Here is a 24,219-nt window from a genome sequence, read left to right as displayed (position 1 = left end):
GAGGAACCGTCCTATCTCCCGCCGCACGGCACCCCTATACAGGGGGCGAGGGCTGTCCCATTAGCCGGTCGTCCACCGATACGCGGCTTGCGCCGACAACCACGACAACTTGCCCGTGTGCTGCTTGACCTGGGGATTCCCGTATACCTGTCCCGCAAAAATGCCCGGTGAAGGTGCCCTAAGTGCTACAGGTCGAAGTCGTCTCTCGTGGTCCCGCGGGTCGATGGCGGATTGGCCGCGGGCGACGGAAGCCGACCGGTCGTGCAGCCCGGACACTCGGCACGGCCCGCGAGTGCGACCGGACACGTCGTCGCTGCCAAACCACCTGTCCTTATCGGTATTTCGGACACGTTGCGTGGCAGTCGGACAAGTTAGCTGGCGGACGACAGAGACAAGTTATTCGGCCGGCGACACTTCGGATCGCCGCTACTTCCACCCCTGCCGAGATGTTCCGAGAATGATTATTATCGGAACCGACACGGCAGCCGCGCGCAGTGCTGGCGCCGCTGTCCTCGCGCACACAACTTGCTCCTCCCCGCGGAGTCCGCACTGATGAATGTCTGGCCCATGCGCCTCGACCGAGAAAGTGACGGCCTCCGGTGATCTCCACGTTCCTCGTCGAACACGCGACCCTCGTCCGCATCGGCTTCTGGGTCGCCGTCGCGGCCGCTACCGTGCTCGCCTGGGTCCTGCACTGGTTCCGGCTTCGGCGTGTCCTCCTCTGCCTCTCGGCTGTCGCACTCGTTGCGGTGCTCGTCCTGACCCTGCTGCCCGATGGGGCTCGGCCCGGCGGTGCCACCTGCACCGCGCAGTTCAGCGTCCCGTTCCAGGGCATCGACACGCTCGCCAACGTTGCGATGCTGCTGCCGCTCGTGCTCTTCCTCGGGACGGCGACGAACCGGCCGCTTACCGTCCTCGCCGGTGCGGTCGCCCTCTCCGCAGTCATCGAACTCGTTCAGGCCCTCGCGCCCGTTCTCGGTCGCCGGTGCGACACGAACGATTGGTTCATGAACTCCGTCGGAGCGGTCCTGGGAGCGGTCATCGCTCTCGTCATCTGCGCGATCATCCGGCGCGGCAGGACCACCGCGGTCTCGTAACGAGTCACTGACCACCAGCGGTGCACCCGATCCGCGATCGGTGTGCTACTAGAGATCAAAGCGCGATGTGCGCGTGCTCACCGGCAATGCTGAGGATGATGAACTCCTCGGCTGTCTGACCGCCGACCCAGGGCGGATTTCCGGCGCCGCGCTCGGTGCCGTCCCGTCATTGCTCCCGGCGGGACGTGCTCGGTGCCGTCAGTTACTGACTGCGGTCTCGAAGGTGCGCGGTGGGGGAGTCCGGTGCGTTCCAGCGGAAGAGGACGAGGTGCCAGAGGTCGGGTCGTCTCCGCGAGGGATCGATCAGACCGTTCGCGCCGGCCTGGACGAGACGGTCGCGCACCGACCATGACGACGGCGTCCCACCGGCTGCAGCGACGTGCTGCCAGGGCGCCATCGCGTCGGCGAGGTCGATGCCGAGCTTCGCGAGGGCGGTCGGGTCTCGAAGGTCGACGATGCCGACTGCTTTGACATCGATCTCGACGATCTCGAGTGCGCTTGCCCTGGCGTTCCTGTGGGCGATCAGCGCTGCGTCGACGCCTTCGACCGAGGAACTCAGGTACAGGGTGGGTTCATCCGCTCGTGAGTAACGGCCGGCGGTGCGTGACCCGGCGAGTGCGAACTGGCGAAAGCGCGGGTCGATTGCCCGGTAGAACGTGCCACGGACTTCCGGCGCGACGACGGTGTCGGGACTGTTCATGTCTGCAGCCTCGCACGAGCCGGCGCGTGCTGTCCGCATTCCTGGCAACTGTGCGAACGGCACTGTTGGCGGGAGGCGTTGGTGACGTCGCATGCGTCAGTCGAGGGTGAGTGCCCGGTGGGGGAGCCACCCCTCGCGCCCGTCGGCGTTGCGACACCACGCCCAGCCGCTCTCCGGATCGTCCACAACGAGTTGGACCGTTTCCCCTTCGGAAGCGGGGAGCTCCTGGGTGTCGTACGCCGTCCGCATCGTGGGCGGTGAGCTGGTCGTATCGACGTGGCGGGCGGGAACCCACCCACGTCCCCGGTCGGCGGTGACGAACACGAACGCTGGCCATTCGGTGTCTCGGGTCCCGACCGTGATGGTGTCCCCGACCTCGAACCGGTGCGGGGCTCGCTCCGGAACCGAGTGATCGGCACGAACTCTGCAGTAGGTCGGGAGCGGCGGATGAGGTGTGTGCTGCATGTCGTCACATCCCGGGCCGGAGGTAATCGTCCGGGTTGTCGCCACCGGTCACGGCCGCGAAGATCGACTTCTTATCCGCTGGGTGCGTGGGGTCGTAGAGGACGGTGATGGTCGCACCGATCGTCGGGGCCGACCCGTGTGGGAATCCGTTGGTGCGCTCGACCCATCGCGTCTGGCCGGCGCTGTCGGTGAAGGTGAAGGTCCACCGGATGAGTGTGAGCGCTGCATCCGGGGTTGTTGTACCGCTCACAGCGGTCACGGTGCCCGGGGTTCGGCGTCCAGCGGAGAGGAGTTCGGTAACGCGGCCACGTCGGTCGCGTTGCCCGCGGCGGCCGGTGGCGCCGAGTAGCAGTGCAGCGATTGCCAGCATGGTGAACAAGGCGGGGAGCCACCAGGCCGACGCGTACCAGACCCATGCGCCGAATCCCCATGCCGTGTCTTGGCCGAACTCCGGGTCGACGGCGGTACCGACGCGGTCGGGTGCGGGCCAGAGCGCGGTGGTTGTCCACCACAGTCCAGCCGCGGCACCGATCAGCCAGAGGCTTCCCGGACCGATGCCGGCGAAGTCAGCTGACCTGCCGGTGAAGCGGTGGTTCCATCTCGAGTAGATCGCTGTAGCGATCATGGATCCGAAGATGGCTGTCGGTGCTGCCCACCAGGGATGGTCCGGGTCAGGGGAGTGCGAGAAGACACTGTTGAGGTGCATCTCCCGGAACACTCCGGTGAACGATCCGATCGCGTAGCCGGAGACGGAACCTGCTCCGAGGACGAGGACCGCGCCGACCAGCGTCATCATCAGAGCAGTGGTGCTGCCGCGAAGGCGAGCAGCGCGGTCCCGTTTCGCGGCGGACGGATCAGTGGTGCTCATTGGCGGCGATCAGTACGTGGTCGGCGTCGACGATCCGGCCACGGCGAGGGCGATGATCAGGATCACGTACAGCGCCGTGATGATTCCACCGACGATCACCGCTCCCAACGCGAGCCCCCGGCCGTTCTCGCCACGAGACTTCACCTGCGACAGTGCGATGAAGCCCAAGACGAAGCCGATGAGTGGGGCGACGAAGGCCAGGACGAGCGACACGATCGCGAGCGTGTTCGTCCGCGGCGCAGCGGAGTACGGGGCGGCTGAGGGGTGCTGGGTGGTGGGCTGCTGAAAAGTCACGGCCAGGACCGTATCTCATATCTATTTATTGCGTGAACCGTCTCAAAATTCGATCTCGGCAGCCGCCGCCGCATTTTGTAAGCGCTTCCATTCACAAAGGGCGAGCCGTTACCCTCGTCGCGATGGAGCGCGGGGAGCGTGCTCCCCGACACGGCGAGGGTAGGACCCATGGGGCTGATGGACAAGTACAAGGCGCTCTTCACGGGGCCAGCGATTGACGTCGCGTCCGAAATCGGCAGGTTGCTCCCTGACGGGGACCGTGTGCTGGTCTACTGCCAGGTGATCCCGAGTGGTTTCAAGCGCGGCGGGGTGGCGTCGGCGTCGACGGCCGGCTGATGAATCTGGTGACGTCGGCGGTCGAGACGGCCGTGTCGCGGTCGCAGCACATCGGCGGCGAAGACGGCTCGACGGCACGGAGTCTGCCGAACGAGGCCGGGCCGTACCTCTTGGTCATCAGCGAGCAGAACCTGTCGATGTGGGATCTTGGGATGACGGGGAACCAGCTGCCGGCCGAGCACCTCGTGACTGTTCCGCGGTCACAAGTGGCCTCGATCGTCGATACCGGCAAGACGGCGCAGGGTGGTGTTCCCGTTGCGCGGTTCACCTTTGCTGACGGCTCGTTCACGGACCAGCGGCTGATCAGCAAGCCTGGGCCGGAGTTCTGGACAGTCGCCTCGACCGTCTGAAGACGCACGCGGAAGGCTCCGTCCTCATGAGTTGAGGGCCTCGAGGTGGCAGTCGCCGGATCCTTCAGTGGCCTCAGCTGCGTCGGGCGTGGTACGTCACCATGAGGGCGTCGACGACCACGAATGCGAGCAGGCTCACGCCGAACGTTGGGAGGACGAGGCTGATCTCGACGGCGACGACGATCACTGCAGCCGTTCCCCACCATGGTGCCCGTGCGAGGGCGCCGGCAGCCGGGGCGCGGCCGAAGCGGCTACCTGCCGGTAGACGCTTCCACCACATGGCGTAGCCGAAGACGACCATGGCCGCGATCCCGAGCGCGGTGCCGAAGAGCAGGATCTGGTTCGGCAGTCCCCACATGGTGCCCATGTGGGTGTCGATGCCCCACCGAGCAAGCTTTGCGGGGATCGAGTAGGAGCTGAAGTCGGTGCGGGACACCACGGACATGTCGTTCGGATCGATCGCGACGGAGGACACCGCGGTGGGGTATGACCGTTTGATCTCGGCGACAGTCCAGGCCTGGTCCGCGGTTGCGGGCGCGGTGATCTGGACCTCCCCGGCATGGATGTTGACCGTCCTGGCCTTGGCGAGGACCTCGTCGAAAAGCGACGCAGTGACCGTCGCAGGACCGGTGTTGCCCGCGACCTCCGCGCCGCCGTGGTGGGCGCTGTGCTCGCCTCCAGGCGTGGTGGGATGTTCAGACAGGGTCGTCGTCAACGACGGGGTGCCCCAACCCCACGCCGCTCGGAGCGAATCGACGTTCGCCCCGCCGAACTGTGACCAGGTGATCCCCGTTGCGGACAGGAACAGGGCGCCGAGCAGCAGCCAGATTCCGGTCGACGCATGCCAAGAGAAGAGCCGGCGGTACCCGCGGACACCGCGGGCGGGACGGACGAGATCTCGCTTCGCGCGTGCTCGCCGGATCCGGGCGATCCACAGCCCGAGCCCGGCCAGGGCGACGACGCCCAACCACGATGCTGCGGTCTCGCTGTAGAGGCGACCGGCATCGCCCAAGAACAGCGACCGGTGGAACGTGTCCACCCATGTTCGGAACGGCAGCGCACCAGAGGTCCCGTAGACGAGGAGGTCACCACGCACCTCGGCCGTGCCGGAATCGATGAAGATCGCACGCGACTGCGATTCGAGGAGCCCGTCCTCGGCGTACATCACACGCGTCGTTGCTCCCGGTGCCGGTGCCGGTCGAACAGCGGACAGCGAGTCTTCCGGGTGGTGGCGGTTGATGTACGCCTGCGCGGCATCGATCTGGTCTGCGAGCGGGAGCGGTGCGGCGCTCGAGGGTGCCGTCAGCTCATGCTTGTCGACGATCTGCTCGATCGAGGGGCCGAGGGCGTACGCGGCACCGGAGAGCGCGGCGATCAGGATGAACGGTCCGATGAACAGCCCTGCGGTGAAGTGCAGCCGCAGCAGGAGCTGCATGAACCAACCCCGGGACGCCTCCCGTCCGGGTCGAATCGGTGTCGCAGTCGACGGGTTGACGGGACGATCGTCTACGGCGGTCATCGAGTCCTCGCGCTGGTTCAAGATCGCGCACGGTGCACGACAGAAGGCACTCTACAACTTGTAGAAGTGATCCGCCGGAGGCGGGCGCGTCGACGACGGGACCGTGTCGCTGCCATCGTCCGTGCGGTACGACTGCGATGCGGCGCGCATGGGCAATGAGCTGCGTTCGAAGGCGAGCTCGATAGTGACTTGGACAGCCGGGGGAGCCGCGGGAATCGAGGATGCGGGCACCGTGCACGGCGTCGGTGACGACGGGGTGGTCGTAGTGGGCAATGTATTCGCCCTGATGGGCTCCGTGGTTGGGAGGGGAAGAGCCGCGGGGAGGCGGAGGGGACGACCTGCTGGCGATCACTCAGCGCCAGTGCCTCCCCGCGGCGGTCTATGGGACACCCTGGCGCGTGGCCTAGGGGTGTGGTGTGTGGGCTTCTTGCGCGCTCCGGATGGCGGCTTCGGCGGCGGTCCGGTCGGCCCACCCGTTGGTGGTGACGTGCTTGCCGTGCTCGAGTTCCTTGTAGTGGGCGAAGAAGTGCTCGATCTCCGCGAGAGTGTGCTTGGGCACGTCGCCGATGTCCTGCACGGCAGCGAACCGGTCATCGTTGGCGGGGACCGTGAGGATCTTGTCGTCGCCGCCGTTCTCGTCGACCATGCGCAGCATCCCCACCGGACGGACGTCGATCACGACGCCGGGGAACGTCGGGCAGGGCAGGAGCACGAGGGGGTCGCCGTCGTCGTCGAGGGTGTTGTCGATGGAGCCGTAGTCCTGGGGGAACACCATGCTGGTGAACACGGCCCGGTCGAGGCGGATGCGACCGGTGGTGTGGTCGACTTCGTACTTGTTGCCGCTGCCGCGCGGGATCTCGATCGTGACGTCGAACTGCATGGGAGCCTCCGGGTGGGGAGCTGGTGTGGTGGTCATAGGGTGCCGCCGAGGAGAACGCCGGCGGTCGCTGCGGCGACGGAGACGATGAGCATCCCGAGACCGTTGGCGGCTGCGGCGGTGATCCGGCCGCTGCGGGCGAGGCGGACGGTTTCGAAGCTGGCGGTGCTGAACGTGGTGTAGCCGCCCATCACCCCGGTGCCGAGGACCGCGACCGGCACCGCGCCGCGCTCCTCTGCAACTGAGGCCAGCGCGCGCGCGGGATCGCCCGCCTTCGTCAGTACCGAGGCCTGGACTGACCGGGCCGAGGCGATCTCATCGATGACGGCCCGATCAGCGTCAGGGAGGTCCACCGGCCGGGCGTCCGGCGTGTCCGGATCGATCGGTTCGATGATCTCGGACCCGTCCGCCCGACTCCCGGCAGACAGCAGCGCGGGGTCGACCATCACGCAAACGAGGGGAACCTTGAAGCGTTCTGCGATTTCCGCTGCGACCGTCACAATGTCGCGCACTCGCCCTGCCTGCACACCGACAACGACCGCGCCAGCTGATGCTGCTTGTTCCATGTCGTCTCCCTACCTCAGGCGCGCAGAAGCGCGACCAGCTGAGATAGGGACTGTTGTCGACGAGTGTCGAGGTTGGGTCCGGCAAGCCCCACTGCCGGGTCTGACGAAATGATCAGTATGCACCCAACCTCGACAGCGTGACCGCACGCCGGGGCATCTCGACCGTCCCGACCCCTGCACGATTCAGGAAGCGTGCAGGGTGCGCGTCTGAGCGGCAGTGTTGCCCCTGGCCCGCGACCCGATTCCAACGATTTGCACGACTGGGGAGCGACGCACACACGCTGTCTCGAGGGCCCGCGGGCGCTCGCGTCCTCTACACGTGGCTTGCGAGGCGAGTCCGTTTCGACCGGCTCAACACCACCGAGAGAGCCGGCTGCGGCAGTGGACGTCAAAGAGCGAAACGCTGATGGCCCGCCTCCTGTTCGAGGACGGGCCATCAGTTGGTGCGCGGTGCTACTTGAACACGTCCTTGACGTCTTCGCCGACCTTCTTCGTCGACGCAGCCGCCTGGTCCTTCTGCCCCTCAGCCTTCAGGCTGTCATCGCCCTTGTGATCGCCAACGGCTTCCTTCGCCTTGCCAGCGACATCCTGCGCGGCATTCTTGATCTTGTCGTCGAGTCCCATACTCATCTCCTCCGTCGTCCGCACACCACCTGCGCGTGACCCGAAGATACGCACGCCGTTTTGCGTCGCTCGCAGCCCGCCTCCAGGGGGCGACTTCCTCCCCCTCGCGCAGCCGCAACTTAGCCACGAAACCACGCCCGTGCCTGGTCTCCGATCCACATCAAGGCCGAAGGGTCAGCACGCAACTGAGCGCAGAACGTCGGCTCAGCGGAAGATCAACGCGGCACCGGTGAGACCGAGCGCAACAGCGGCCAACACGACCAGACCTGCCCATTCCCAGGACATGAGACGCCGCGCCCCGCTCGGAGACCGCCGCCGTCGGCGCGACCGTTGGCCCGAACGTTTCGCTGTCATCACCCGCACCGTACGCCACTGCGGACCCGAACCCCTGACCGCGGCCACACCCCTCACGCCTCGACGCGAGCGCCTTGAGAACTGTCACCAGCCCCGAGTGAACTTAGCCAGAGGAATGCAGTCAGCGCTGATGGGCCCGGAACAGCGGGCCGCGATGGCGATGCAAGCCCCCCTTAGGCGCCAACATCGCCACCGCAGTCCCCACCATCAACGATGGCAAGTTCGAACCCAGGAGCTCGCTCAAACCGAATCCGCACCTCGAAGGTAGCCATCTTCACGTGAAGGCGAAAGGTCCTTCCGGTCAGAGTCCACGATTCCTTCACAGACCCACACGAAATCCTCATCCGAGATCTGGCGTCCAGAGTCCATCCGAGAGTTCCATCGATCGGGTGAGATCATCACTGTCCTCTCCCTGGTGCTGATCAGCGCCGCAGTCGCCGCAACTCCGTCGACGTCCTCAGCCTACTGATGACGTGCGCGAGCACGACTGATCAGTCTGCAGCTCGACGCGGCGACGTCTCCCGGCCGCGAGGAAGCGATGTTGCACGTGCGCCCGCGTCCGGCGTTGCCTTCCTAGTCATCCGTGGTGAGCCGCCGGCCCGCTAGGCCGTGTGTAGAACGTCACACGAGGGCGTCAAGCAAACTCACTCCGAATGCAGGGCGGACGAGGCCAATTCCGACGACGACCAACGCTGCTGCCGCGCCCCGCCATGGTGCACGATCGAGCGCACCGGCCGCCGGTGCGCTGCTGGATGCGGTCACCTCACGAAGAGAGCCGTCGCTGAGCGCTCCTACCACCAGTACGAGGACGAGTCCGACCGATCCCGCCAAAGACGACAGGCCCCGCGGGTGTAGCCAAACGCCTGCGCTGGCAGAGTGCAGAAGCGCCCCCGCGTCAAACCCGAATTGACACGACGGCGCTTCCTGCGACGACGGTAACCGATGCACCCGCACGCAGGCTGAGTCGCCGAGCCAGCGGATGCCCATCTTGGGCCACAGCGAAAGTTGACCGCTGGGCAGTAGACCGCTTTGTCCGCCCGGCGCAGCAATACGCGGTCCATACGGATCAGGCGTTGAGTCAAAGTAAGCGGGCGCCTGTCGCTGGTTCGGGTCGGGGACAGACGCCCGCAGCTACGGCGTCGTCGGGTTCAACGCTGAAGGTGAAGACGATGACCCACTCGGCCCGGCCGAGTGACCACAGGCTAGGGACCGTGGTGCAGCAGAGGTGATCATATTCCGCACCACGGCGATCGTCCGGCGTGCTGCGGAGAGCGGCTAGCGGCGCCACGTTCGTGCTTTCCCAGCGCCGTGACTCCATACCGGGTGCGTTCCGCTGCCGTCCGCGGACGCCCTGATGCGTCACGTCGCAGCGCTTGCGGTGGGGCGAGCCGGCAAGGTCGTGGATGTCCCAACGGACGAAAACGAGGGCGGCCCCAGGTGCGCGTCGCTCCTTCCGGAGGCCCGGTGTACGGATGCTCGCGATGCGTGTGCCGGATGACGAGCTTGAGGAGGAGACGCGGCTTCATGGCGAACCTCACGGATCGGATGCGAGCTGCACTCGCGAGATGAGCCCCCGTCGTACGGATGCAGCGGTCAGCGAACGCGTGCGCGTGCAGCGCGGAGCGTCTGCCTGGGATACTCGCCGAACTCAGCGATGTAGGAGGCAGAGAAGCGTCCCATGTGGTGGAAGCCCCACCGCTCTGCGACAGCTGCGACGAAAACGCCGTCGTGTTGTACCGCGGCCTGCAGCTCCTCGTGCGTGCGGCGGAGGCGCGTGTCGCGGAGATACCCCATCGGGGTTGTCCCGAGGGAGCGTTGGAACGTTTCCTGCACGCCGCGGACGCTGAGATCGCAAGCCCGAGCGATGTCGACGACGGTCAGCGGTTCCTGAGCGTGCGTCTGGATGTATTCGATCGCGGTCCGGAGGCGCCGGCTGCTGGTGCGCGTAGACCCGATCGGGAACCTGTTGGCCTGCAGCGGATACAGCTGCAGGAGAGCCCGAGCGACGTCACGTTGCGCCTCGTGCCAGGGCAGCGAGCTCACGCCGCTTCCCCGCAGGACGCGCATTGCATCCGTCACCGCGCCGCGCCACCGCGCTATCGCGCTGGCATCGTCCTGGGCAGCGGCAGACTGGAACGCGAGCGAGCCGTCAACGACGTAACCCTCCGACGCAACGTCGAGCACAAGATCGCGACTGAGGTGGACCAGCCGTTGGTCCCAGTCCTCATATTCCATCTCGAAGCGACGCTCAACGGGGAACATGGTGGGCACCCCTGGCCGCATCTGGATCTCGTCCCGGCCGATGTCAACGCGGGCACTGCCCTGCTCTAACCACTGCACAACGATCTCGCCTTCGACCGCGACGTCGCCGCGGAGGTAGCCGTGCATCTGTGAGCGGCGGATGCTGAGCTGCTCATCGCCCACGGCGACGTACTTGTACCAGTAGTCCTGGTCGACGGGACGGGAGTACCACGTCTTGCCGGCATACATGCCCGCCAAAGAGGCAATCGCGGTGTCGGTGTCACGGCCGGACACTGCGACCAGCGGCTGCAGAAGTGCAGACGAGGTGCAGTCCTCAGTCACAGCTGCCCCGCGATCGTGTCGAGACCTCTGGCCCGGAAGACCAGCTTGTCGCGAAGGACGAACGACGGTCGACGCCGCGTCGCGCAGTTCGTTTCGAGAATGTGCGGCGCTGCCGCGATGCAGGTGCGTGTTTCGGTGGTCACGAAGACCTACTTCCATGAGGCGATGGATGCCTCTGGCTGCCGACCGGTCCGCTGTGTGCCGAGGGTCCCGCAGAACGCGGAAGCTATCAAGGCGACGGACTGCCAACTCGGCCGGTGATTCCACGCTACTCAGCGACTGTGTGTGGTTTCGGGATCCGCGCAATCCGTCCCTCGGAACCGCGGCACCGCGTTGGTGGCGGCAATACGGTGGACGATATCTGGCACTGTCCCCGTCCGAACGCAAGTCACGAGTCGCACCGCATAGCGCGGGTAGCTCGCGTCACGGCGGGGACGGGCCAGCACCTACGGAGCTGGCAGACGCGGCTCAAGAGCCCAACGTCACACCTGTTAGACGACGGTCCGGGTGCCGATCGTTGACAGCTCAGCGCGCAACGCTTCAGCGAGACGGGATGCGAAGCGTTGCACTGCAACTGCTTCCTCGGCGCTGAGCGCGTTGATGGCGGCAAGCAGCGGCGCGTGAATATGCCCGTAGGCACGCGCGAGTTCATCTTCAGCAGCACCAGTGGTGGCGATGATGATGCCGCGGCGATCCTTCGGGTTCGGCTGTCGTTCCGCCCGCCCGTCGCGCACGAGCCGATCGATGAGCTTCGTAATCCCGGCCGTAGAGAGACGCAATGCTCGCGCCAGCTGCGTCGCGTTCACGAGCCGACCCTCCCGCCGCTCAACGATGAGGTGCCGCAGGGCAAGGGCATCGATCGGCAACATCCCAAGCTCGCGAAGGGCCTCACCGTCGGCATCGTGGACGCTGTCGCGCAACGCCTGCAGGCTCGCGATCGCAGCAGCGCCCTCGGTAGTCCGAGGCGGCTCAGGGAAGAAGGCAGGCGTGCTACCTGGGTGACTCTCGTTGCTCATGTCCGCCGCGCTCCGTCCATCGTTCCGTGGATAATGCCATCCTTCCCGGCGCACCTGAGAACTCAAACTGGGCGAGTAACCAGCCGAGCGAGACAACGCTTCGAGTCATGACGTCACCGATGCTCGGTGGCGGAGATCAGAAGGAGCCCCATGTCGAACACGGCAGGAAACACCGCACGCCACGACTCGGTCGTGCGTGCCACCTGGAACGAGACCAAGTCCGCGCTCAAGACCACGGAGTTCTACGCCTGGCTGGTCGTGTCCATCGCGATCCTTGTCGCGTCGGCCGTCGTGGACAACGCGGACGAGGGCCACACCGGCTTCGGCGCGGACCAGGCCTGGCTGTACGTCGCGATCGTGACGGCCGCCTACGTCGTCAGCCGTGGCATCGCGAAGTCCGGTGTGCGCAAGCCCGACTGGAACGACGACGACCGACGCGACCTCAACGGCCGCTCGAACTAACCACCGAGCGTGATGTTCGCCCTTCCCTGAACGGGCGAATCACGGATGAGCTGCTGCTTGTCAATACCGAAGTGGTGACCGACCCGGACAGTGGGCCGTTCCGATTCCATGCGGAGCGGCCCACGCTCATACCCCCGCAACGCCAGGATGTTGCTTACCGGAGGAGAGGGGTTGCGGGAGCTTCTGGCAAGCGACGGGTTGCGTTGGTGCCCGGAATCCGGCCAGCACTCACTCGAAGAGCAGCGGGCCGGGCCGATCAGATCCGGCTTGCACCGTAGATTCGAAGCCGAGCTGGTGTCGGTTGTGTCTCCCGCCACAGCATCGCCGTATTGCGCGCAGATCGTGCTCGGCGCGCTCATCGCGGCAGGGCTGGACAACGTCACCAACGTTCCCGCGGTGATCCGCAACGGACGCGGTGACATCCTCGCCACGAACGAGCTCGGCCGGGCCCTGTTCTCCGAGATGTACGTGCAGCCGGCACGGCCGGTGAACCACGCCCGGTTCATCTTCCTCGACCACCGGTCGCACCGCTTCTACCCCGAGTGGGACAACACCGCAGCCGACATGGTCGCCATGCTCCGCGACGAGGCCGGCCGGAACCCCTACGACCGGGCCGTGAGCGGCCTCGTCGGGGAACTGTCTACCCGGAGCGATGAGTTCCGCATCCTGTGGGCGGCGCAGAACGTCGTCCGCCCGGCGCAGCACCTGCGCCGAGGCTCTTCTGCGTCTCGATAGCCGATCGGTACGGGCAGCTCATAGGCTTGCTGGGTGATCGCGCAAGTTCTTGGTTCTGGTCGCCCGCTCGTCGCCCTTCACGGGTTTGGTGTCGACCACCGGATCATGCTGCCGCTGGCGGACGCGGTGCAGGACCTGCCTTGGCGGCTGGTGTTCCTCGACCTGCCGTGGGCCGGAGCCGCCGCGGCGACCGCGACCGCGAAGAGCGCGGTCGACGTGGCCGACGAGGTACTCGTCGACATCGACGCCCACCTCGGGGACGAGCCCTTCGCCGTCATCGGGAACTCTTTCGGCGGCATGATCGCCCGACACGTCGCGCACGAACGCCGAGACCAGGTGCTCGGCGTCGCGACCTTGGCGGGTGTCGTGCATCCTGCCCACGCAGACCGTGACGTCCCCAAGCGCACCGTGCTGTACACCGAACCGTCCGTCCTCGAAGCCGCTGGCGACGCGCGAGAAGCATTCGAGGAGGTCAGCGTTATCCAGGACGCCGCCGCGTTCACGGCGTTCGAGCGGTACGTGCTGCCCGGTCTCCGTGGCGCCGACCCTGCTGTGATGGACCGCATCGCCGCCGACTACGCACTGGACGCGGTGCCGGAGGAGCTCCACCCGGAACCGTTCACCGCTCCGGCCCTGCACCTGTTTGGTCGGCAGGACGACGTCGTCGGGTACGAGGACGGGCTCGCGCTCCGGGACCACTACCCGCGTGGCAGCTTCGTCGTCCTCGACGGTGCTGGACACAACGTGCACCTCGAGCGACCCGGGATCACCGCCGCTCTGGTCCGCGACTGGCTCGCGCGGATCGACCGGTAGCCGATCGGCCAACGGGACATCTTCGTCGCCTTGAGTGGGCATGCGAGCCGTAGCTATCGCGGCAGCCACCGACGAAAACGGAACTCTTCCGGCAGGATCGGGCAATACCTACTGTGCCTAGTCATCACCCCCCGCCTGAAGCCGCTGCTTAGCTCGGTCGTCAGTTCGACCAGCACGGCCGCCGCATCCTGCTCTACCTCGCGCGCCGAACTGACCTGCAGAGCGCCGAGGACATCCTGGGCGAGACGTTCGTCACCGCACTCGTCCGGTGGGGATCGTTCGACCCGGACCGGCAGGAGCCGCTGCCGTGGCTGTTCGGTATCGCTTCGAACCTGCTTCATCGACACTGGTCCGCGCGATCTTCGTGAGCGCGATGCGTCTGTCTCCAGTCGGTCGGGGGTTGTGAGCATCTCGATGGGGCGGTTCACTCGAAGGTGCACCGAGTTCCGGCGGTAAGGGAGACCAGCACTGATGCGTTCGATCGTCTACACCAGCACGCAGACCCGTCCGATCACGGACACCGAACTCGCACAGATCCTCGCGGTGGGGCGGGAGAAGAACACCGCCCTGGGGGTGACCGGGGTCCTCGCGCACAAGGGTGACAACTGCTTGGGGATCCTCGAGGGCGATGACGAGGTCGTGGGTGCCCGTTTCGACCAGGTTCGCCGTGATCCTCGCCACACCAACGTGCGTGTCCTGCTGGACGAGCCCATCGGGCAGCGGGCGTTCCCGGACTGGTCGATGGCGTTCCAGCCCCTGGACCCGCTGATGCAGCAGGTTCCTGGGTTCAGCGACTTGTTCGCCCCCGGCCAGCCATCGGATCCGGATTTCGGCATGACGCGTGCTCGGGGGCTGCTGGACTGGTTCCGGCGGCACCCGCTGGCGCCGTTGACCAGCAAGACCGCGGACGAGGATGAAGCGCCCCGCACGCGTGCGATCAATGGGGCGATCATCGCCCTGCACGACGGGGGAGTGACTCGGTTCAGCCTCGAGGTCGCCGCGACGCACGCGGGGATGAGCGTGGCTGAAGTGCTCGAGGTGTTCCCGACGGATCGCGCGTTGCTGGCTGCGACGGTCGAGCGGTGGACCCAGGCGATCTCCGAGCCGTTGGCGCCGTTGATCGCGGAGAAGGGCACCGTCGCGTTCATGCACGCACTCCTGACAGCGCACGCGGAGGAGCCGGCGCTGATGGAACTCCTCGCAGCCAGCCTCGCGACCGCCGCCGACGCGACCGTCGACGGAGCGGACTACTACCGCTCCACCTACCGCCGATTCCGGCAGATGATCCGTGACGGACTCACTTCGGATGTTCGGGAGGGACGGGAGCCGGCGACGATGGATCCGATCCGGGGCGCGCAGCAGCTTCTCGCCCTCTACGACGGGCTCCGCCTGCAGTCGCTGCTGACGGCGGACACTGACCTCGTGGACGCGTTCGACCGCGCAGCAACTCGGATGCGCCGCGGCTGGTCCGAGCAGTACGAGCAGCCGTCCTTCTGGGACATCCCCGTCGCTGACCCTCGATAGGGAAGCAGCACCCGGATCCGGATCGGCGGACCACGGGTACCGCCCGAACCCCTCCGTGCGATCAGAGAGCACGGCGCGGCTCTTCCCCGGTAACCAGCCGGAGCACAACCAGTATGCGGCTGTTCCGCCCCTGTCGATGTCCTCACTTCAGCCGTCTTGCGCGAGTTCAGCCACTCCGGCAAGGTAAGAGTTGCGTGATCAGTTCGGGTCTGATCACGCAAACCGGGGTGCCGGCTCTGGATCAGAGCCGGCACCCCGCATTTCCGCGACGGCCTCGCCGACCTGTCTGCTGCTATGTGGATCAATTTATGACCGATCTTCGACGTGGATGTGGAGTCTCGGTACGGTGTTGCTCGGCTGACCATGTGCGCTGACCGAATGGTCGGTTGCAACTATGGGGCCAGCCCCGGCTGCGTGCCGGATGCCTAAGGGGGCGGCACGCCTCCATGCGCCTGGGGCCGCTCAGGGGGGACGCGGAGCGACCCGAACGCTTCGCGTTCCCCACTGACATGTCCCGCTACCGCACTCTGCCGGAAGTCCTCGATTTTTGATCACGTTCGGGGTTAGCGTTCCCGCAACCCGGTTCGAGCATGCTCCTGGGCCAGGGGTCACCATCAGTGTGAGTCCGCGGCGGTGCTGCCAGGTTCGGGAATCGGCAGCACCGCCGACCACCACTCGAGCCCCAACCCAGCTGATGCGACGGCATCTACCGACGTGCCCGCGAGGGGCTACGGAGCGTATGAACCACTCACCGAAGTGAGCAGCTGCCCGTCGCCTGGGGGTCCGCATCGACGCCTGCCGACGCGGCCCGCGCGCGAAGCGCTCTTGCCGCCCTCAGCAACGCCGATCCCGACGCCGCCGACCGCACCGCGCACGGACACAAGGTGTCCGACAGCAAGGAGTCCGAGGTTGGGGGTGTGGGTATCGCTACTGCCGCCGAGAAGCGCTTCGCGGGTGTCCGGCGGCGAGCCGGCCGCTTCCGCGGTATCAATCACCGGGTCATGTGGGCCCTTAGCGCAGCCGTCGTCGTGATCGCCTAAAAAAGCCCGGTAAAGCGGCGCTAAGCGCTACACACCAGCGACGCCGCCGACGGGTGTGTCCGGGCTGACAGGGGAGAGGGGTGTCGCGAGCATCCGATACAGGGTGCTGCGATCGATGCCGAGCCCTCGAGCGACAGTGGTCTTCGGCACCCCGGTGCTAAGGAGTCGGCGTGCTTCGGCAATCTGGTCGTCGGTGAGCTTGCGGTTGCGGCCCTTGTACTTGCCGGCAGCCTTAGCGATACGGATGCCCTCGCGTTGCCGTTCGCGGATGAGTGTGCGTTCGAACTCGGCGAACGCGCCGAGGAGGTTGAGCATGAGCCGACCGATAGCGTCGTCGGTGTCCCGGCTGTAGGTCTGCTGTTCCTTCACGAACTCGACCGAGGCGCCCTTAGTGGTGATCTCGTCGACGATATCGCGTAGATCACCGAGGGAGCGGGCGAGCCGGTCCATGGATGCGACTCGGACGACGTCGCCGTCACGGACGTATCCGATGCAGTCGGCCAGGGCCAACCGGTCGGTGCGTGCGCCGCCGGAGATCTTCTCCTCGAACACACGGTCGACCTCGCCGATGGTTTCGAGCTGCCGGTCGAGATTCTGATCGATCGAGCTCACCCGGACGTAGGCGACGATCTGCGTCTTATGCTGCACCACCCCTAGACCCTCGCACATTCCTGTCGCAGAAGTACGAAACAGCACCCTAGAACCACGCGTTTCGACCGGGTGAGGGCATGTAGCGCTGGGGTATACCCCAGAGCCACGCAGCCGCCGCTAGTCTGTTGCCCCCGGACGGAAGGTAGGCAATGAACGGCGACCAATTCGACCCGCGTGCTTACATAACAAATAGATTGACCGGAGAACGTAGGCTCATACCTCGGGAGGACATGACCGGCGCCGACGAATTTCTTGAAGCCATGCAGTCGCGCTTCGAGCTTCCACCTGAAGTCCGCTTTCAGGGGTGGCAGGAAAGCGATGACGAACACCCCGTTGGCAATGGGAGACCGGGGTATAGGGTGATCTACAAGACCCTCCGCACAGTACCTACTGGCCCCGTTGCTGTGGAATCACCAAATTGTCGCGTGTCCTTGATGAATGGGACTGTGAGCTGGGGAGAACCTAGATTTGGCCGTGCGCTTCCTTGGCGTCGTCCGAATAGGTACCTGATACCCGACTGGGGGCGGGTCTACTACAATCCCCTCCGATACGTGAGGAGTGAGGACAACACGGTCCATATGGAGGCTCACCAAGAAACGAGCGCTCCCATGAATTACGTGGAGATCCTTTACGTCCTGAACGATGACGTGGCGAGTAAGGATCACTACGGCAAACTAAGCGCAGCGCAAGCGGCTGTTGCGCCGCTTTTGGCCTCCCTAGACTTGACGTTTGGTGCCCGTCTCTTAGGGGTGCGGATTACCGAGGAGATAGGTGAGGTCTTCGATGACTGGCATTGGAACCGGCGCCTCGATGGGCCAACAGTCGCCCTAGAAGCGCAAGCCGACCTGGCTTTCATTGAGGCTCAAGCAGGCCTGGGTCAGATTCGTGCCATCTTCGAGGCGAACGCAGGTCGATCACTCGAGCATCGGTCGCGACTCCGCATTGCTTCACAGTGGTACTGGCGGGCTGACGCCGAAACGGATCCAGTCCAGAAGTTTATTGCTTTCTGGCTTGTGATTGAGGCGCTGGAGATGGACGGTCCGAACATTGCTCCTGTGAAGCAGGTGGTCCAGTCTTTAACCGGTGACGATTCTGTTCCCGTTGCAGCAGCAATAGGGCGTTTGCACGGCCTTCGGAGCAGGCTTGTTCACGGTAAGCAGGATGCAGTTTCGAGCGTGCAACTTGGTGCCGTGGAAGCGGTGTCCTTGGCGCTTCTTGAACGACATCTGCTGGGTGTATTAACTGACGATCGGAAATCTGCGCTACGGCAAGCTGTGCAGGATGCCTCGTCGGCTATCTTCTCAGGCTGACATAAGAGCGCGACATCGGCACCCGGCAAGAGGAACGGCCGGGCCGTCAGCGTGTGACGGTCCGGCCGAAGCTCTGCGGGAAGGCTCAGGGGAGCGTTCCCGGGGAAGCGATGCCCTCTACTCGAGCCGGCGGCTCTAGACGGGGCTACTTCAGGTTGTACATCTCAGAGCCGAGTTCATCGCTGATGAGGGTTTCCTTCGCGGTGAGCTTGACTGGTGTCGTCTCGTCGTCGAGCTCGTACGCGACCGCGTTCTCGACGGTGCCACCTTCCTTGATTGCTTCCGACTGGGAGTCGAGGTACTGGTCGCCCGGGGTGGACCCGACGTTGAGCTTGTTGACCGCGTTCGGGTTCGTGTCCTGGTAGGCCTCGAATGTGCCAATCCATGCCAAGGAAGGATCGAGCGATTCGTTGGTCAGGTTCGTCGTGTTGTACACGAACGCGATGACAGGCTTCTCGCCGTACTCGTTGCCAGGCTGGCCGACAGGGATGACTCGGTGGCTCGTGATTTCGATCTTCATCTTCGACGTGAGCAGCACGCCGTCCTTGAACGAGGCGGTCGCTGCGTCTGCTGGCGCGGATGCCGAAGGCTTGCCGGCCGGAGGAACCGTCTCCTTGCTGATCGCTTCCGCTGCTCCCGTAAAGACAGCGGCGTACACCACCACGAGAATGATCGACAAGACCAACCCGAGGCCCGACAGGATTACGCCGGCCACCGCTGCCTTACGCGGGCGGAACTTGATGACGAGGCCGACGATCCCCAGGATGACGCCCACCACACCCGTGGCGATCGTGACGTAGTTGAGGACCGGGACGGCGAACCCCGCCATTGTCAGGATCCCAAGGACTAGGGAAGCGATGCCGAAACCATTGCCCGCGGCGCGTTGCGGCGGCATGGGAGCCGAGGGCTGTTGAGTTGCTGCCGAGTAAGGGGTGTCGGACACGGGTTCTCCTGAAGGCTGAGGTTCTGAGCGTTGCTCGGGTGGCAGCGCGACAAGGAGCGTATCCGACTGAGAGCCGCCTCAGGGCAGTGCTGAGGCCCCCTGTCTTGGTGCTACCGAGCGGCCCGCAAGAGATGGGAGTCTGTTCACATGAGTTTGCCTGTGGGCTGGTTTCCCGATCCCTCGGACCCAGAGCGCGAGGTGCTCTGGGACGGTGAGCAGTGGACTGGCCTCACTCGCCCCCGCCGGACGGACAGCCCGGTTCGGGGAGTCGATGATGACGCAGGCGCGGCGGAAGCCCGGGAACCGTCTCGAGGACGCCGCAAGCCTCGGTCGCGACGGCGCCCCTGGGTGCTGGCGCTTGTCATCGCTGCCGTAGTGATCTTCGTCGGGGGCGGCGGCACAGCGGTAGCCGTGGTTCACGCGCAACAGGTTGCAGCCGCTGAGGAGAAGGCGGAGCAGAAGAAGGAAGCGGCCGCCCGGACGCGCGCTGAGCAGCGGGAGGCGCAACGAGCAGCGCAAGAAGACGCCGACGACGCGGAGCGCTCTGCCCGCGCTGAGACGGTGAAGGAGGTCGAGGGGTCGGTAAAGACCATGGCAGAGGAGAACGTGACGAAGGGTCTGCTCGATGGTCCGATCATCTCCGTGTCCTGTAATCCAGTCAGCGGTTCCACGGATGACTTGACCGATACCACCACCTCCTTTGACTGTTTCGCTGCGAACACGGACAACGCGGATGGAACCCAGTCGGGCTACTTCTTCAACTCCACCGTCAATTGGGACTCGGGCGAGTACACCTACGGTCTGGGCAAGTCAGCGTCCTAACGAGCTCCGCGGTGCCACGCCCGCTCGAGCATCGCGACTTGACATAAAACCGCCGTATCGGCGCGAACGAGAACAGCCGGCCAATTCGAGAGTGGCCGGCTGTTCTGCGCGAAGGAGCGGCGTTAGCGTTCGAGTTCCCGCGCTTTTGATCGCTGACGCCGCACGCCCGGAGGATTCAACGCGGCCAGCAGTCCGAGTGCTGGCGTCGCCCGATTTGGCTGCTGCGTGCACTTAGGGGACGAGAGGGGCAGCCGATGATGCCGCTGGTCGGCCAGTATGGATGGGTCACCCGAGGAGAGGACGCGCGTGAGCCGCCATCGAGCCGACCGCTCGCGTAACGCACCGATGACGGCCGCGGACCGTAGGCAGGTTCGCGGCGTTGTCCGCTTCGTCGGCGGGATGGGTGTTCTCGTCTTCCTAATCGTGGTCATCTTCGTCGCTCCGGCCGTCCTGCGCTCGTACGACCTCGATCACCGGCTCACGCTTCGCTGCCACGTCACTTTGGTCGAGGGGACCACGCGCGGCTCGTCGTACCGCGGGATCGGTGGCCCGAATCCGCGGGTTGTCGTAACCACCGATGACTGCGGGAAACTCATCCTCTGGGAAGGCGTGACGGAGAGGAACTACCGGGCGATCGCCAGCCGGATCGATGCCCAGGGGGAGTACGCGATCGAGGTCGGAGCGGGGACGTGGAAGGCCCGTGGGCTGCTGTACGCCATCCGCCGGAGCCCCTCAGCTTTCGGAGTCGAGCCAGCGTCCTGAGGGACGAGCCGCCCCTCTTGCCCGACGGAGCGGCAGGAGTCGCATGGGTCAGTCTCGTCGCGGCCGCAGCTTCCGTGTCGTTGTCAACGAGAGAACAGCCGGCCACCTGAGGGGTGGCCGGCTGTTTGTGTCGGGGAGTGGCGTCAGTGTGCGGTGTCGTATGCGTCGCGGACGGTCTGGCTGATGCGGCCGCGGGAGGAGACCTCATGGCCGTTCGCGTTGGCCCATTCGCGGATCTTCGCGAGCTCTTCCGAGTTCCCACGCTTCGGCGCGCTGCCGGCAGTAGCGCGCCCGGAGCGGCCGTTGACCTTGCGGGCTGCGGCGATGTAGTCGGAGAACGCTTCGCGGAGCGTGTCGGCGTTGTCGTCGGTGAGGTCGATTTCGTAGTGGCCGCCGTCGAAAGAGAAGGACACGGTGCGGCCGTGGCCGTCTTCGATGGTGTCGCCGGTGAGGTCGTCGACGAGGTGCGTGGTGACTTTCTGCGCCATGGTGGAGGTCGCCTTTCGCTCGGGGATCGTCTCCACCCTGGCATAACTGATCCCGGAGAACGCTTTGTTCGTTCTTATTGCCGTGCACGGTCGGGCAGACTGAGCGGTGATGTCTGATTCGTCGCCAGCCGCATCCGGGTATGCCGCTGCTCTTGCCGAGCTGAAGCAGCAGGTCCGCGCGGCCCGCTTTACCGCGCAGCGCCGCGTGAACACCGAACTGATTCGCCTCTACTGGGGGATCGGCGCGACCATCCTGCAGCGCCAGGGCGATGAAGGGTGGGGCAGTAACGTCATCGGCCGGCTCGCGACGGATCTACGTTCGGAGTTCCCCGAGATGAAGGGGTTCTCCCGGGCGAACCTGTTCTACATGCGCCGGTTCGCGGGGGAGTGGTCGGCAGAAGCAGTTGTCCAACAGGCTGTTGGACAATTGCCGTGGGGGCACATTACGGTGCTCCTCGACCGGCTCGATGACCATGAGCTCCGCAACTGGTACGCCGGCCAGGCGGCAGCGCACGGGTGGTCGCGGAACGTGCTCGAGCACCAGATCCGGTCAGAGGCGTATACGCGGTTGCAGGCGGCGCCGACGAACTTCGCTGAGGTGCTGCCGCCGGGGGAGTCGGATCTGGCGCAGCAGATCACGAAGGACCCGTACGTGCTGGACTTCCTCGCTCTCGACGGGGACGCGAAGGAACGCCACCTCGAGCAGGCACTCGTTGACCGGATCATCGACACCCTCCGCGAGCTCGGCGAAGGGTTCGCGTTCGTCGGCCGGCAGGTGCACTTCGACGTCGACGGGGATGACTTCTACGTCGATCTGCTGTTCTTCCACGTCGAGCAGCTCCGCTACGTCGTGATCGAGCTCAAGACGGGGAAGTTCAAGCCGGAGTACCTCGGCCAGCTCGGCTTCTACGTCGCGCTCGTCGACGACAAGCTCCGCCGGCCTCAGCACGCCGATACCGTCGGGCTGCTGCTGGTTGCGGACAAGAACGACGCCGTCGTCCGGTACTCCCTCGCGGGGCAGCAGACCCCCATCGGTGTCGCCAGCTACGACCTCCTCCCGCCAACGGTCCGCGCTGCCCTGCCCTCGGAAGCCGACCTCGCAGCCGCACTGACGACGGAGACCGACACCCTCGAACCCTGACCTGGAGCACGTGCCACCAGAAGCTCCGCCGTGTCTCACGGAGGGAACCGTCACCGGGCACATCGCCGGGCGGGTCTGTTGAGACACCGAGATCCCCGGATCTTCGCGGGCTCCCGAATCGCCGCCACGTGTGCGGTAGCCGATCGGCTACTGAGACAGGGTTCTGTGACTCCGACCGCTTGGCCAGCAGAACTCATCCGGCGAAGACGCTGTGTTGGTGGAGTGCGTAGTGAGCACGCATCAGACCGGCTCGTTCCGAGACACGTCCCGCGAAACGCGGCGGGGGAGGCGCTCTTCAGGCGCACAGGGATATGCTTGTCTCACGACGGGCCGGTTACCGGAACGTTGCCAGCCGAAGGCCCCGCTTGCGGGGCCTTCGTTCTTTCTCACGGCCACCACTCCCAGCTGTGTTCGACAGCAGGACCGATCTCCTTCCACTGCCGCGCAAGCGTGCGCTTCGCCGCGGGGTGAGCGTTCAGGACACGTTCGCGGCGGTAATGGACGTACACGGCGAGGTCCACGGCCTGTAGGCCGTCTGATCCAGCAGAGGACGCGAAGTTGATTGGCGCGGAGATGTGCTCGAGCTTCGAGGAACGGTAGCCATCGGTGCCGTACGCCTGATAGCCAGCGAACGCCCGCTGATGGTCGTCCTGAGTGCCGATCTCGTCAGCGACGACGATCGTCTGTTCCTGCTGACCGGTCTTGACGGTGTACTCGTCGATGCGTTCAAGGAGGTGACCCAGGACCACTGCGTGTGGTGGTCGAGGGTAGCTGTAACGAGCATTGAGTCGGCCAACGTCCACGCCTCGAAAGATGTACCGGACACCAGCTTCGCGAGCGGCACGGAGTGCTGCGATGTAGATGCCGGCAGCTTCGCGGTGGCGACCACGGAACAATTTCCAGGCGCCGGATCCACCCATGAGCTCATGTGCGTGGAACTCGATCGAGGCTGGAACGCCGTGCTCCATCGCCGTGCGATCGCGGATCTCTTGCAGACGCCGGCTGAGGTCTTCCCATTGCGTGATCGTCGCGACAGCGGCGCCGATGTAGTAGTAGTCCCGGTCGTAGGACTCGTCGACGTAGGCGATCAGCACGCCATTAGGTTCCCACGAGTCACTGCGTCCCGCGGGCGGTCGAGTGGTTACTGGACGGCTACTGAGGCGCGGCGCCCTGCTCGTTGGGCACTTCGAGGAGCGCGTCGCTGTAGCGATCCGATGCAACGCGTACGTATTGCGGCGTCACGATGAACAGCCACCCGAGGCCGATCATGATGCCGAGCACGCCGGCGATGACGGGCATAACCCAGCTGACGTTCCAGAGCGACAGCCAACTCGCAGCGGTCATGCCGGCGCTTAGCAGGACGGTTAGGCCAGCAACGCCGAGCGCTGCGGGCTTCGCTCCGTACATGTTGCGGGCGGCGCCGTACTGCTTGAGCTCGGACCAAACTCGCGGGAAGCGTTCATGATCACGGGTCATTTCGCGAAGACGTGCGACAGCATCCTTGTAGATGTCGTCGGCATCCACTGTGCTAGCGGCCTCTGCGCTTGCGTCGGGAAGCTGGACGCCAGTCATGTGTGCGACACGGCGGTGAAGACGCTCCACACGTTGCCGGGGCTGCTCGGCCCATCGGAGGCGCTGCACGGTGGTGCTTCCGCCCCAACTATCCCAGAGGCGCCCTTGGATGCGATTGCCGCGGTCGCGTACGAGACGCATCGCGACGACATGGAAGCCAGCTGCGACCAGTATTCCAAGGATCGAGCGGGTAACGCTTACAACGTCGTCCGTTCGGAAGACCACGACAGCAAGGATGCTCAGCGGTGCAAGAACAGCTGTGGCGGGAATGAGCTGGGTAGAGCGTTCGTAGGACGTATCGGCCACG

General features: G+C 65.5%; 28 protein-coding genes and 1 pseudogene. 13 read left to right on the top strand and 16 right to left on the bottom strand.

The window, feature by feature from the left end; translation table 11 throughout:
* Positions 1-599 precede the first annotated feature (599 nt).
* A complete protein-coding gene (locus HP445_RS00940) occupies positions 600-1,097 on the top strand; it encodes a VanZ family protein (protein ID WP_128781687.1) in 498 nt (165 codons plus the stop codon).
* A gap of 202 nt (positions 1,098-1,299) precedes the next feature.
* On the opposite strand, the gene HP445_RS00935 is transcribed toward HP445_RS00940, so the two are convergent.
* The 4 genes from HP445_RS00935 to HP445_RS18810 all read right to left on the bottom strand — a co-directional run bounded on the left by HP445_RS00935 (position 1,300) and on the right by HP445_RS18810 (position 3,424).
* Entirely contained in the window at positions 1,300-1,860 is a 561-nt protein-coding gene (locus tag HP445_RS00935; protein WP_241660493.1) for an RES family NAD+ phosphorylase, read from the bottom strand.
* A gap of 33 nt (positions 1,861-1,893) precedes the next feature.
* Positions 1,894-2,046: an SH3 domain-containing protein gene (locus HP445_RS18410; protein WP_232536693.1), complete on the bottom strand. Its 153-nt coding sequence runs from the start codon at positions 2,044-2,046 to the stop codon at positions 1,894-1,896.
* 220 nt (positions 2,047-2,266) lie between these two features.
* Positions 2,267-3,130: a DUF3592 domain-containing protein gene (locus HP445_RS00925; RefSeq protein WP_128781685.1), complete on the bottom strand. Its 864-nt coding sequence runs from the start codon at positions 3,128-3,130 to the stop codon at positions 2,267-2,269.
* A 9-nt stretch (positions 3,131-3,139) separates the two neighbouring features.
* On the bottom strand, positions 3,140-3,424 hold the full coding sequence (locus HP445_RS18810; RefSeq protein ID WP_128781684.1) for a DUF4190 domain-containing protein: 285 nt from the start codon (positions 3,422-3,424) through the stop codon (positions 3,140-3,142).
* 177 nt (positions 3,425-3,601) lie between these two features.
* Between HP445_RS18810 and HP445_RS00915 the strand changes: the two genes are divergently transcribed.
* Entirely contained in the window at positions 3,602-3,760 is a 159-nt protein-coding gene (locus tag HP445_RS00915; protein ID WP_163343934.1) for a hypothetical protein, read from the top strand.
* The gene (locus tag HP445_RS00910) at positions 3,760-4,110 is read left to right on the top strand and encodes a hypothetical protein (RefSeq protein ID WP_128781683.1); all 351 of its coding nucleotides are present in this window, start codon (positions 3,760-3,762) and stop codon (positions 4,108-4,110) included. The genes HP445_RS00915 and HP445_RS00910 overlap by 1 nt, the downstream gene beginning before the upstream one ends.
* Before the next feature lie 73 nt (positions 4,111-4,183).
* Here the strand turns inward: HP445_RS00910 and HP445_RS00905 are convergent, their stop codons facing one another.
* From HP445_RS00905 to HP445_RS00875, 7 genes are all read right to left on the bottom strand, one after another.
* A complete protein-coding gene (locus tag HP445_RS00905; RefSeq protein ID WP_232536686.1) occupies positions 4,184-5,545 on the bottom strand; it encodes a PepSY-associated TM helix domain-containing protein in 1,362 nt (453 codons plus the stop codon).
* 487 nt (positions 5,546-6,032) lie between these two features.
* Positions 6,033-6,509: an inorganic diphosphatase gene (locus HP445_RS00900; RefSeq protein ID WP_128781681.1), complete on the bottom strand. Its 477-nt coding sequence runs from the start codon at positions 6,507-6,509 to the stop codon at positions 6,033-6,035.
* A gap of 32 nt (positions 6,510-6,541) precedes the next feature.
* Positions 6,542-7,072: a fluoride efflux transporter FluC gene (locus tag HP445_RS19330; protein WP_232536685.1), complete on the bottom strand. Its 531-nt coding sequence runs from the start codon at positions 7,070-7,072 to the stop codon at positions 6,542-6,544.
* 453 nt (positions 7,073-7,525) lie between these two features.
* On the bottom strand, positions 7,526-7,696 hold the full coding sequence (locus tag HP445_RS00890) for a CsbD family protein (protein WP_128781680.1): 171 nt from the start codon (positions 7,694-7,696) through the stop codon (positions 7,526-7,528).
* Positions 7,697-9,643: 1,947 nt separating this feature from the next.
* Positions 9,644-10,633, bottom strand: a complete 990-nt coding sequence (locus HP445_RS19045; protein WP_164941295.1) for a helix-turn-helix transcriptional regulator — start codon at positions 10,631-10,633, stop codon at positions 9,644-9,646.
* A complete protein-coding gene (locus HP445_RS00880; RefSeq protein ID WP_163343932.1) occupies positions 10,630-10,776 on the bottom strand; it encodes a hypothetical protein in 147 nt (48 codons plus the stop codon). Before HP445_RS00880 ends, HP445_RS19045 begins: the two co-directional genes overlap by 4 nt.
* A gap of 348 nt (positions 10,777-11,124) precedes the next feature.
* Positions 11,125-11,649, bottom strand: coding sequence for a MarR family winged helix-turn-helix transcriptional regulator (locus HP445_RS00875; RefSeq protein ID WP_128781678.1), 525 nt, complete (start codon positions 11,647-11,649; stop codon positions 11,125-11,127).
* 150 nt (positions 11,650-11,799) lie between these two features.
* Here HP445_RS00875 and HP445_RS00870 point away from each other — a divergent pair, with 150 nt between their 5' ends.
* From HP445_RS00870 to HP445_RS00850, 5 genes are all read left to right on the top strand, one after another.
* Positions 11,800-12,111 carry a hypothetical protein gene (locus HP445_RS00870; protein ID WP_128781677.1) on the top strand — a complete coding sequence of 104 codons (312 nt, stop codon included), beginning with the start codon at positions 11,800-11,802 and terminating at the stop codon, positions 12,109-12,111.
* 108 nt (positions 12,112-12,219) lie between these two features.
* The gene (locus HP445_RS00865; protein WP_164941299.1) at positions 12,220-12,846 is read left to right on the top strand and encodes an MmyB family transcriptional regulator; all 627 of its coding nucleotides are present in this window, start codon (positions 12,220-12,222) and stop codon (positions 12,844-12,846) included.
* A gap of 33 nt (positions 12,847-12,879) precedes the next feature.
* Positions 12,880-13,659: an alpha/beta fold hydrolase gene (locus tag HP445_RS00860; protein WP_128781675.1), complete on the top strand. Its 780-nt coding sequence runs from the start codon at positions 12,880-12,882 to the stop codon at positions 13,657-13,659.
* Between the two features lie 185 nt (positions 13,660-13,844).
* Positions 13,845-14,027 (top strand): RNA polymerase sigma factor, encoded by a 183-nt coding sequence (locus HP445_RS19290; RefSeq protein ID WP_128781750.1) that lies wholly within the window; start codon positions 13,845-13,847, stop codon positions 14,025-14,027.
* 103 nt (positions 14,028-14,130) lie between these two features.
* Positions 14,131-15,183, top strand: a complete 1,053-nt coding sequence (locus HP445_RS00850) for a BLUF domain-containing protein (RefSeq protein ID WP_128781674.1) — start codon at positions 14,131-14,133, stop codon at positions 15,181-15,183.
* A gap of 1,067 nt (positions 15,184-16,250) precedes the next feature.
* Here the strand turns inward: HP445_RS00850 and HP445_RS00845 are convergent.
* A complete protein-coding gene (locus HP445_RS00845; RefSeq protein ID WP_232536683.1) occupies positions 16,251-16,874 on the bottom strand; it encodes a recombinase family protein in 624 nt (207 codons plus the stop codon).
* 608 nt (positions 16,875-17,482) lie between these two features.
* Here HP445_RS00845 and HP445_RS00840 point away from each other — a divergent pair.
* Complete coding sequence (locus HP445_RS00840; protein WP_128781673.1) at positions 17,483-18,184, top strand: hypothetical protein; 702 nt, start codon at positions 17,483-17,485, stop codon at positions 18,182-18,184.
* Between the two features lie 145 nt (positions 18,185-18,329).
* On the opposite strand, the gene HP445_RS00835 is transcribed toward HP445_RS00840, so the two are convergent.
* A complete protein-coding gene (locus HP445_RS00835) occupies positions 18,330-19,127 on the bottom strand; it encodes a DUF5067 domain-containing protein (RefSeq protein WP_206647639.1) in 798 nt (265 codons plus the stop codon).
* Between the two features lie 147 nt (positions 19,128-19,274).
* On the opposite strand from HP445_RS00835, the pseudogene HP445_RS19285 reads away from it, so the two are divergent.
* From HP445_RS19285 to HP445_RS00825, 3 genes and pseudogenes are all read left to right on the top strand, one after another.
* Positions 19,275-19,367, top strand: a pseudogene (locus HP445_RS19285) (DUF2510 domain-containing protein); the annotation flags it as partial.
* A 135-nt stretch (positions 19,368-19,502) separates the two neighbouring features.
* Positions 19,503-19,949 (top strand): hypothetical protein, encoded by a 447-nt coding sequence (locus HP445_RS00830; RefSeq protein ID WP_232536696.1) that lies wholly within the window; start codon positions 19,503-19,505, stop codon positions 19,947-19,949.
* Positions 19,950-20,255: 306 nt separating this feature from the next.
* Positions 20,256-20,711, top strand: coding sequence for a hypothetical protein (locus HP445_RS00825; protein ID WP_128781671.1), 456 nt, complete (start codon positions 20,256-20,258; stop codon positions 20,709-20,711).
* Positions 20,712-20,854: 143 nt separating this feature from the next.
* Here HP445_RS00825 and HP445_RS00820 read toward each other — a convergent pair whose 3' ends face one another.
* Positions 20,855-21,199, bottom strand: a complete 345-nt coding sequence (locus tag HP445_RS00820) for a histone-like nucleoid-structuring protein Lsr2 (RefSeq protein WP_128781670.1) — start codon at positions 21,197-21,199, stop codon at positions 20,855-20,857.
* Positions 21,200-21,308: 109 nt separating this feature from the next.
* Here HP445_RS00820 and HP445_RS00815 point away from each other — a divergent pair, with 109 nt between their 5' ends.
* Complete coding sequence (locus HP445_RS00815) at positions 21,309-22,340, top strand: PDDEXK nuclease domain-containing protein (RefSeq protein ID WP_164941294.1); 1,032 nt, start codon at positions 21,309-21,311, stop codon at positions 22,338-22,340.
* Between the two features lie 386 nt (positions 22,341-22,726).
* Here HP445_RS00815 and HP445_RS00810 read toward each other — a convergent pair whose 3' ends face one another.
* Together HP445_RS00810 and HP445_RS00805 are read right to left on the bottom strand one after the other, a co-directional pair.
* Entirely contained in the window at positions 22,727-23,434 is a 708-nt protein-coding gene (locus HP445_RS00810) for a DUF3800 domain-containing protein (protein ID WP_163343930.1), read from the bottom strand.
* Between the two features lie 58 nt (positions 23,435-23,492).
* Complete coding sequence (locus tag HP445_RS00805) at positions 23,493-24,218, bottom strand: hypothetical protein (RefSeq protein WP_128781669.1); 726 nt, start codon at positions 24,216-24,218, stop codon at positions 23,493-23,495.
* Position 24,219: the final 1 nt, after the last annotated feature.

Source organism: Curtobacterium flaccumfaciens (assembly GCF_013359815.1).
Taxonomy (GTDB): domain Bacteria; phylum Actinomycetota; class Actinomycetes; order Actinomycetales; family Microbacteriaceae; genus Curtobacterium; species Curtobacterium flaccumfaciens.
The sequence above is the reverse complement of the archived record's forward strand: the minus strand, read 5'-3'. Positions and strand labels throughout refer to the sequence as shown.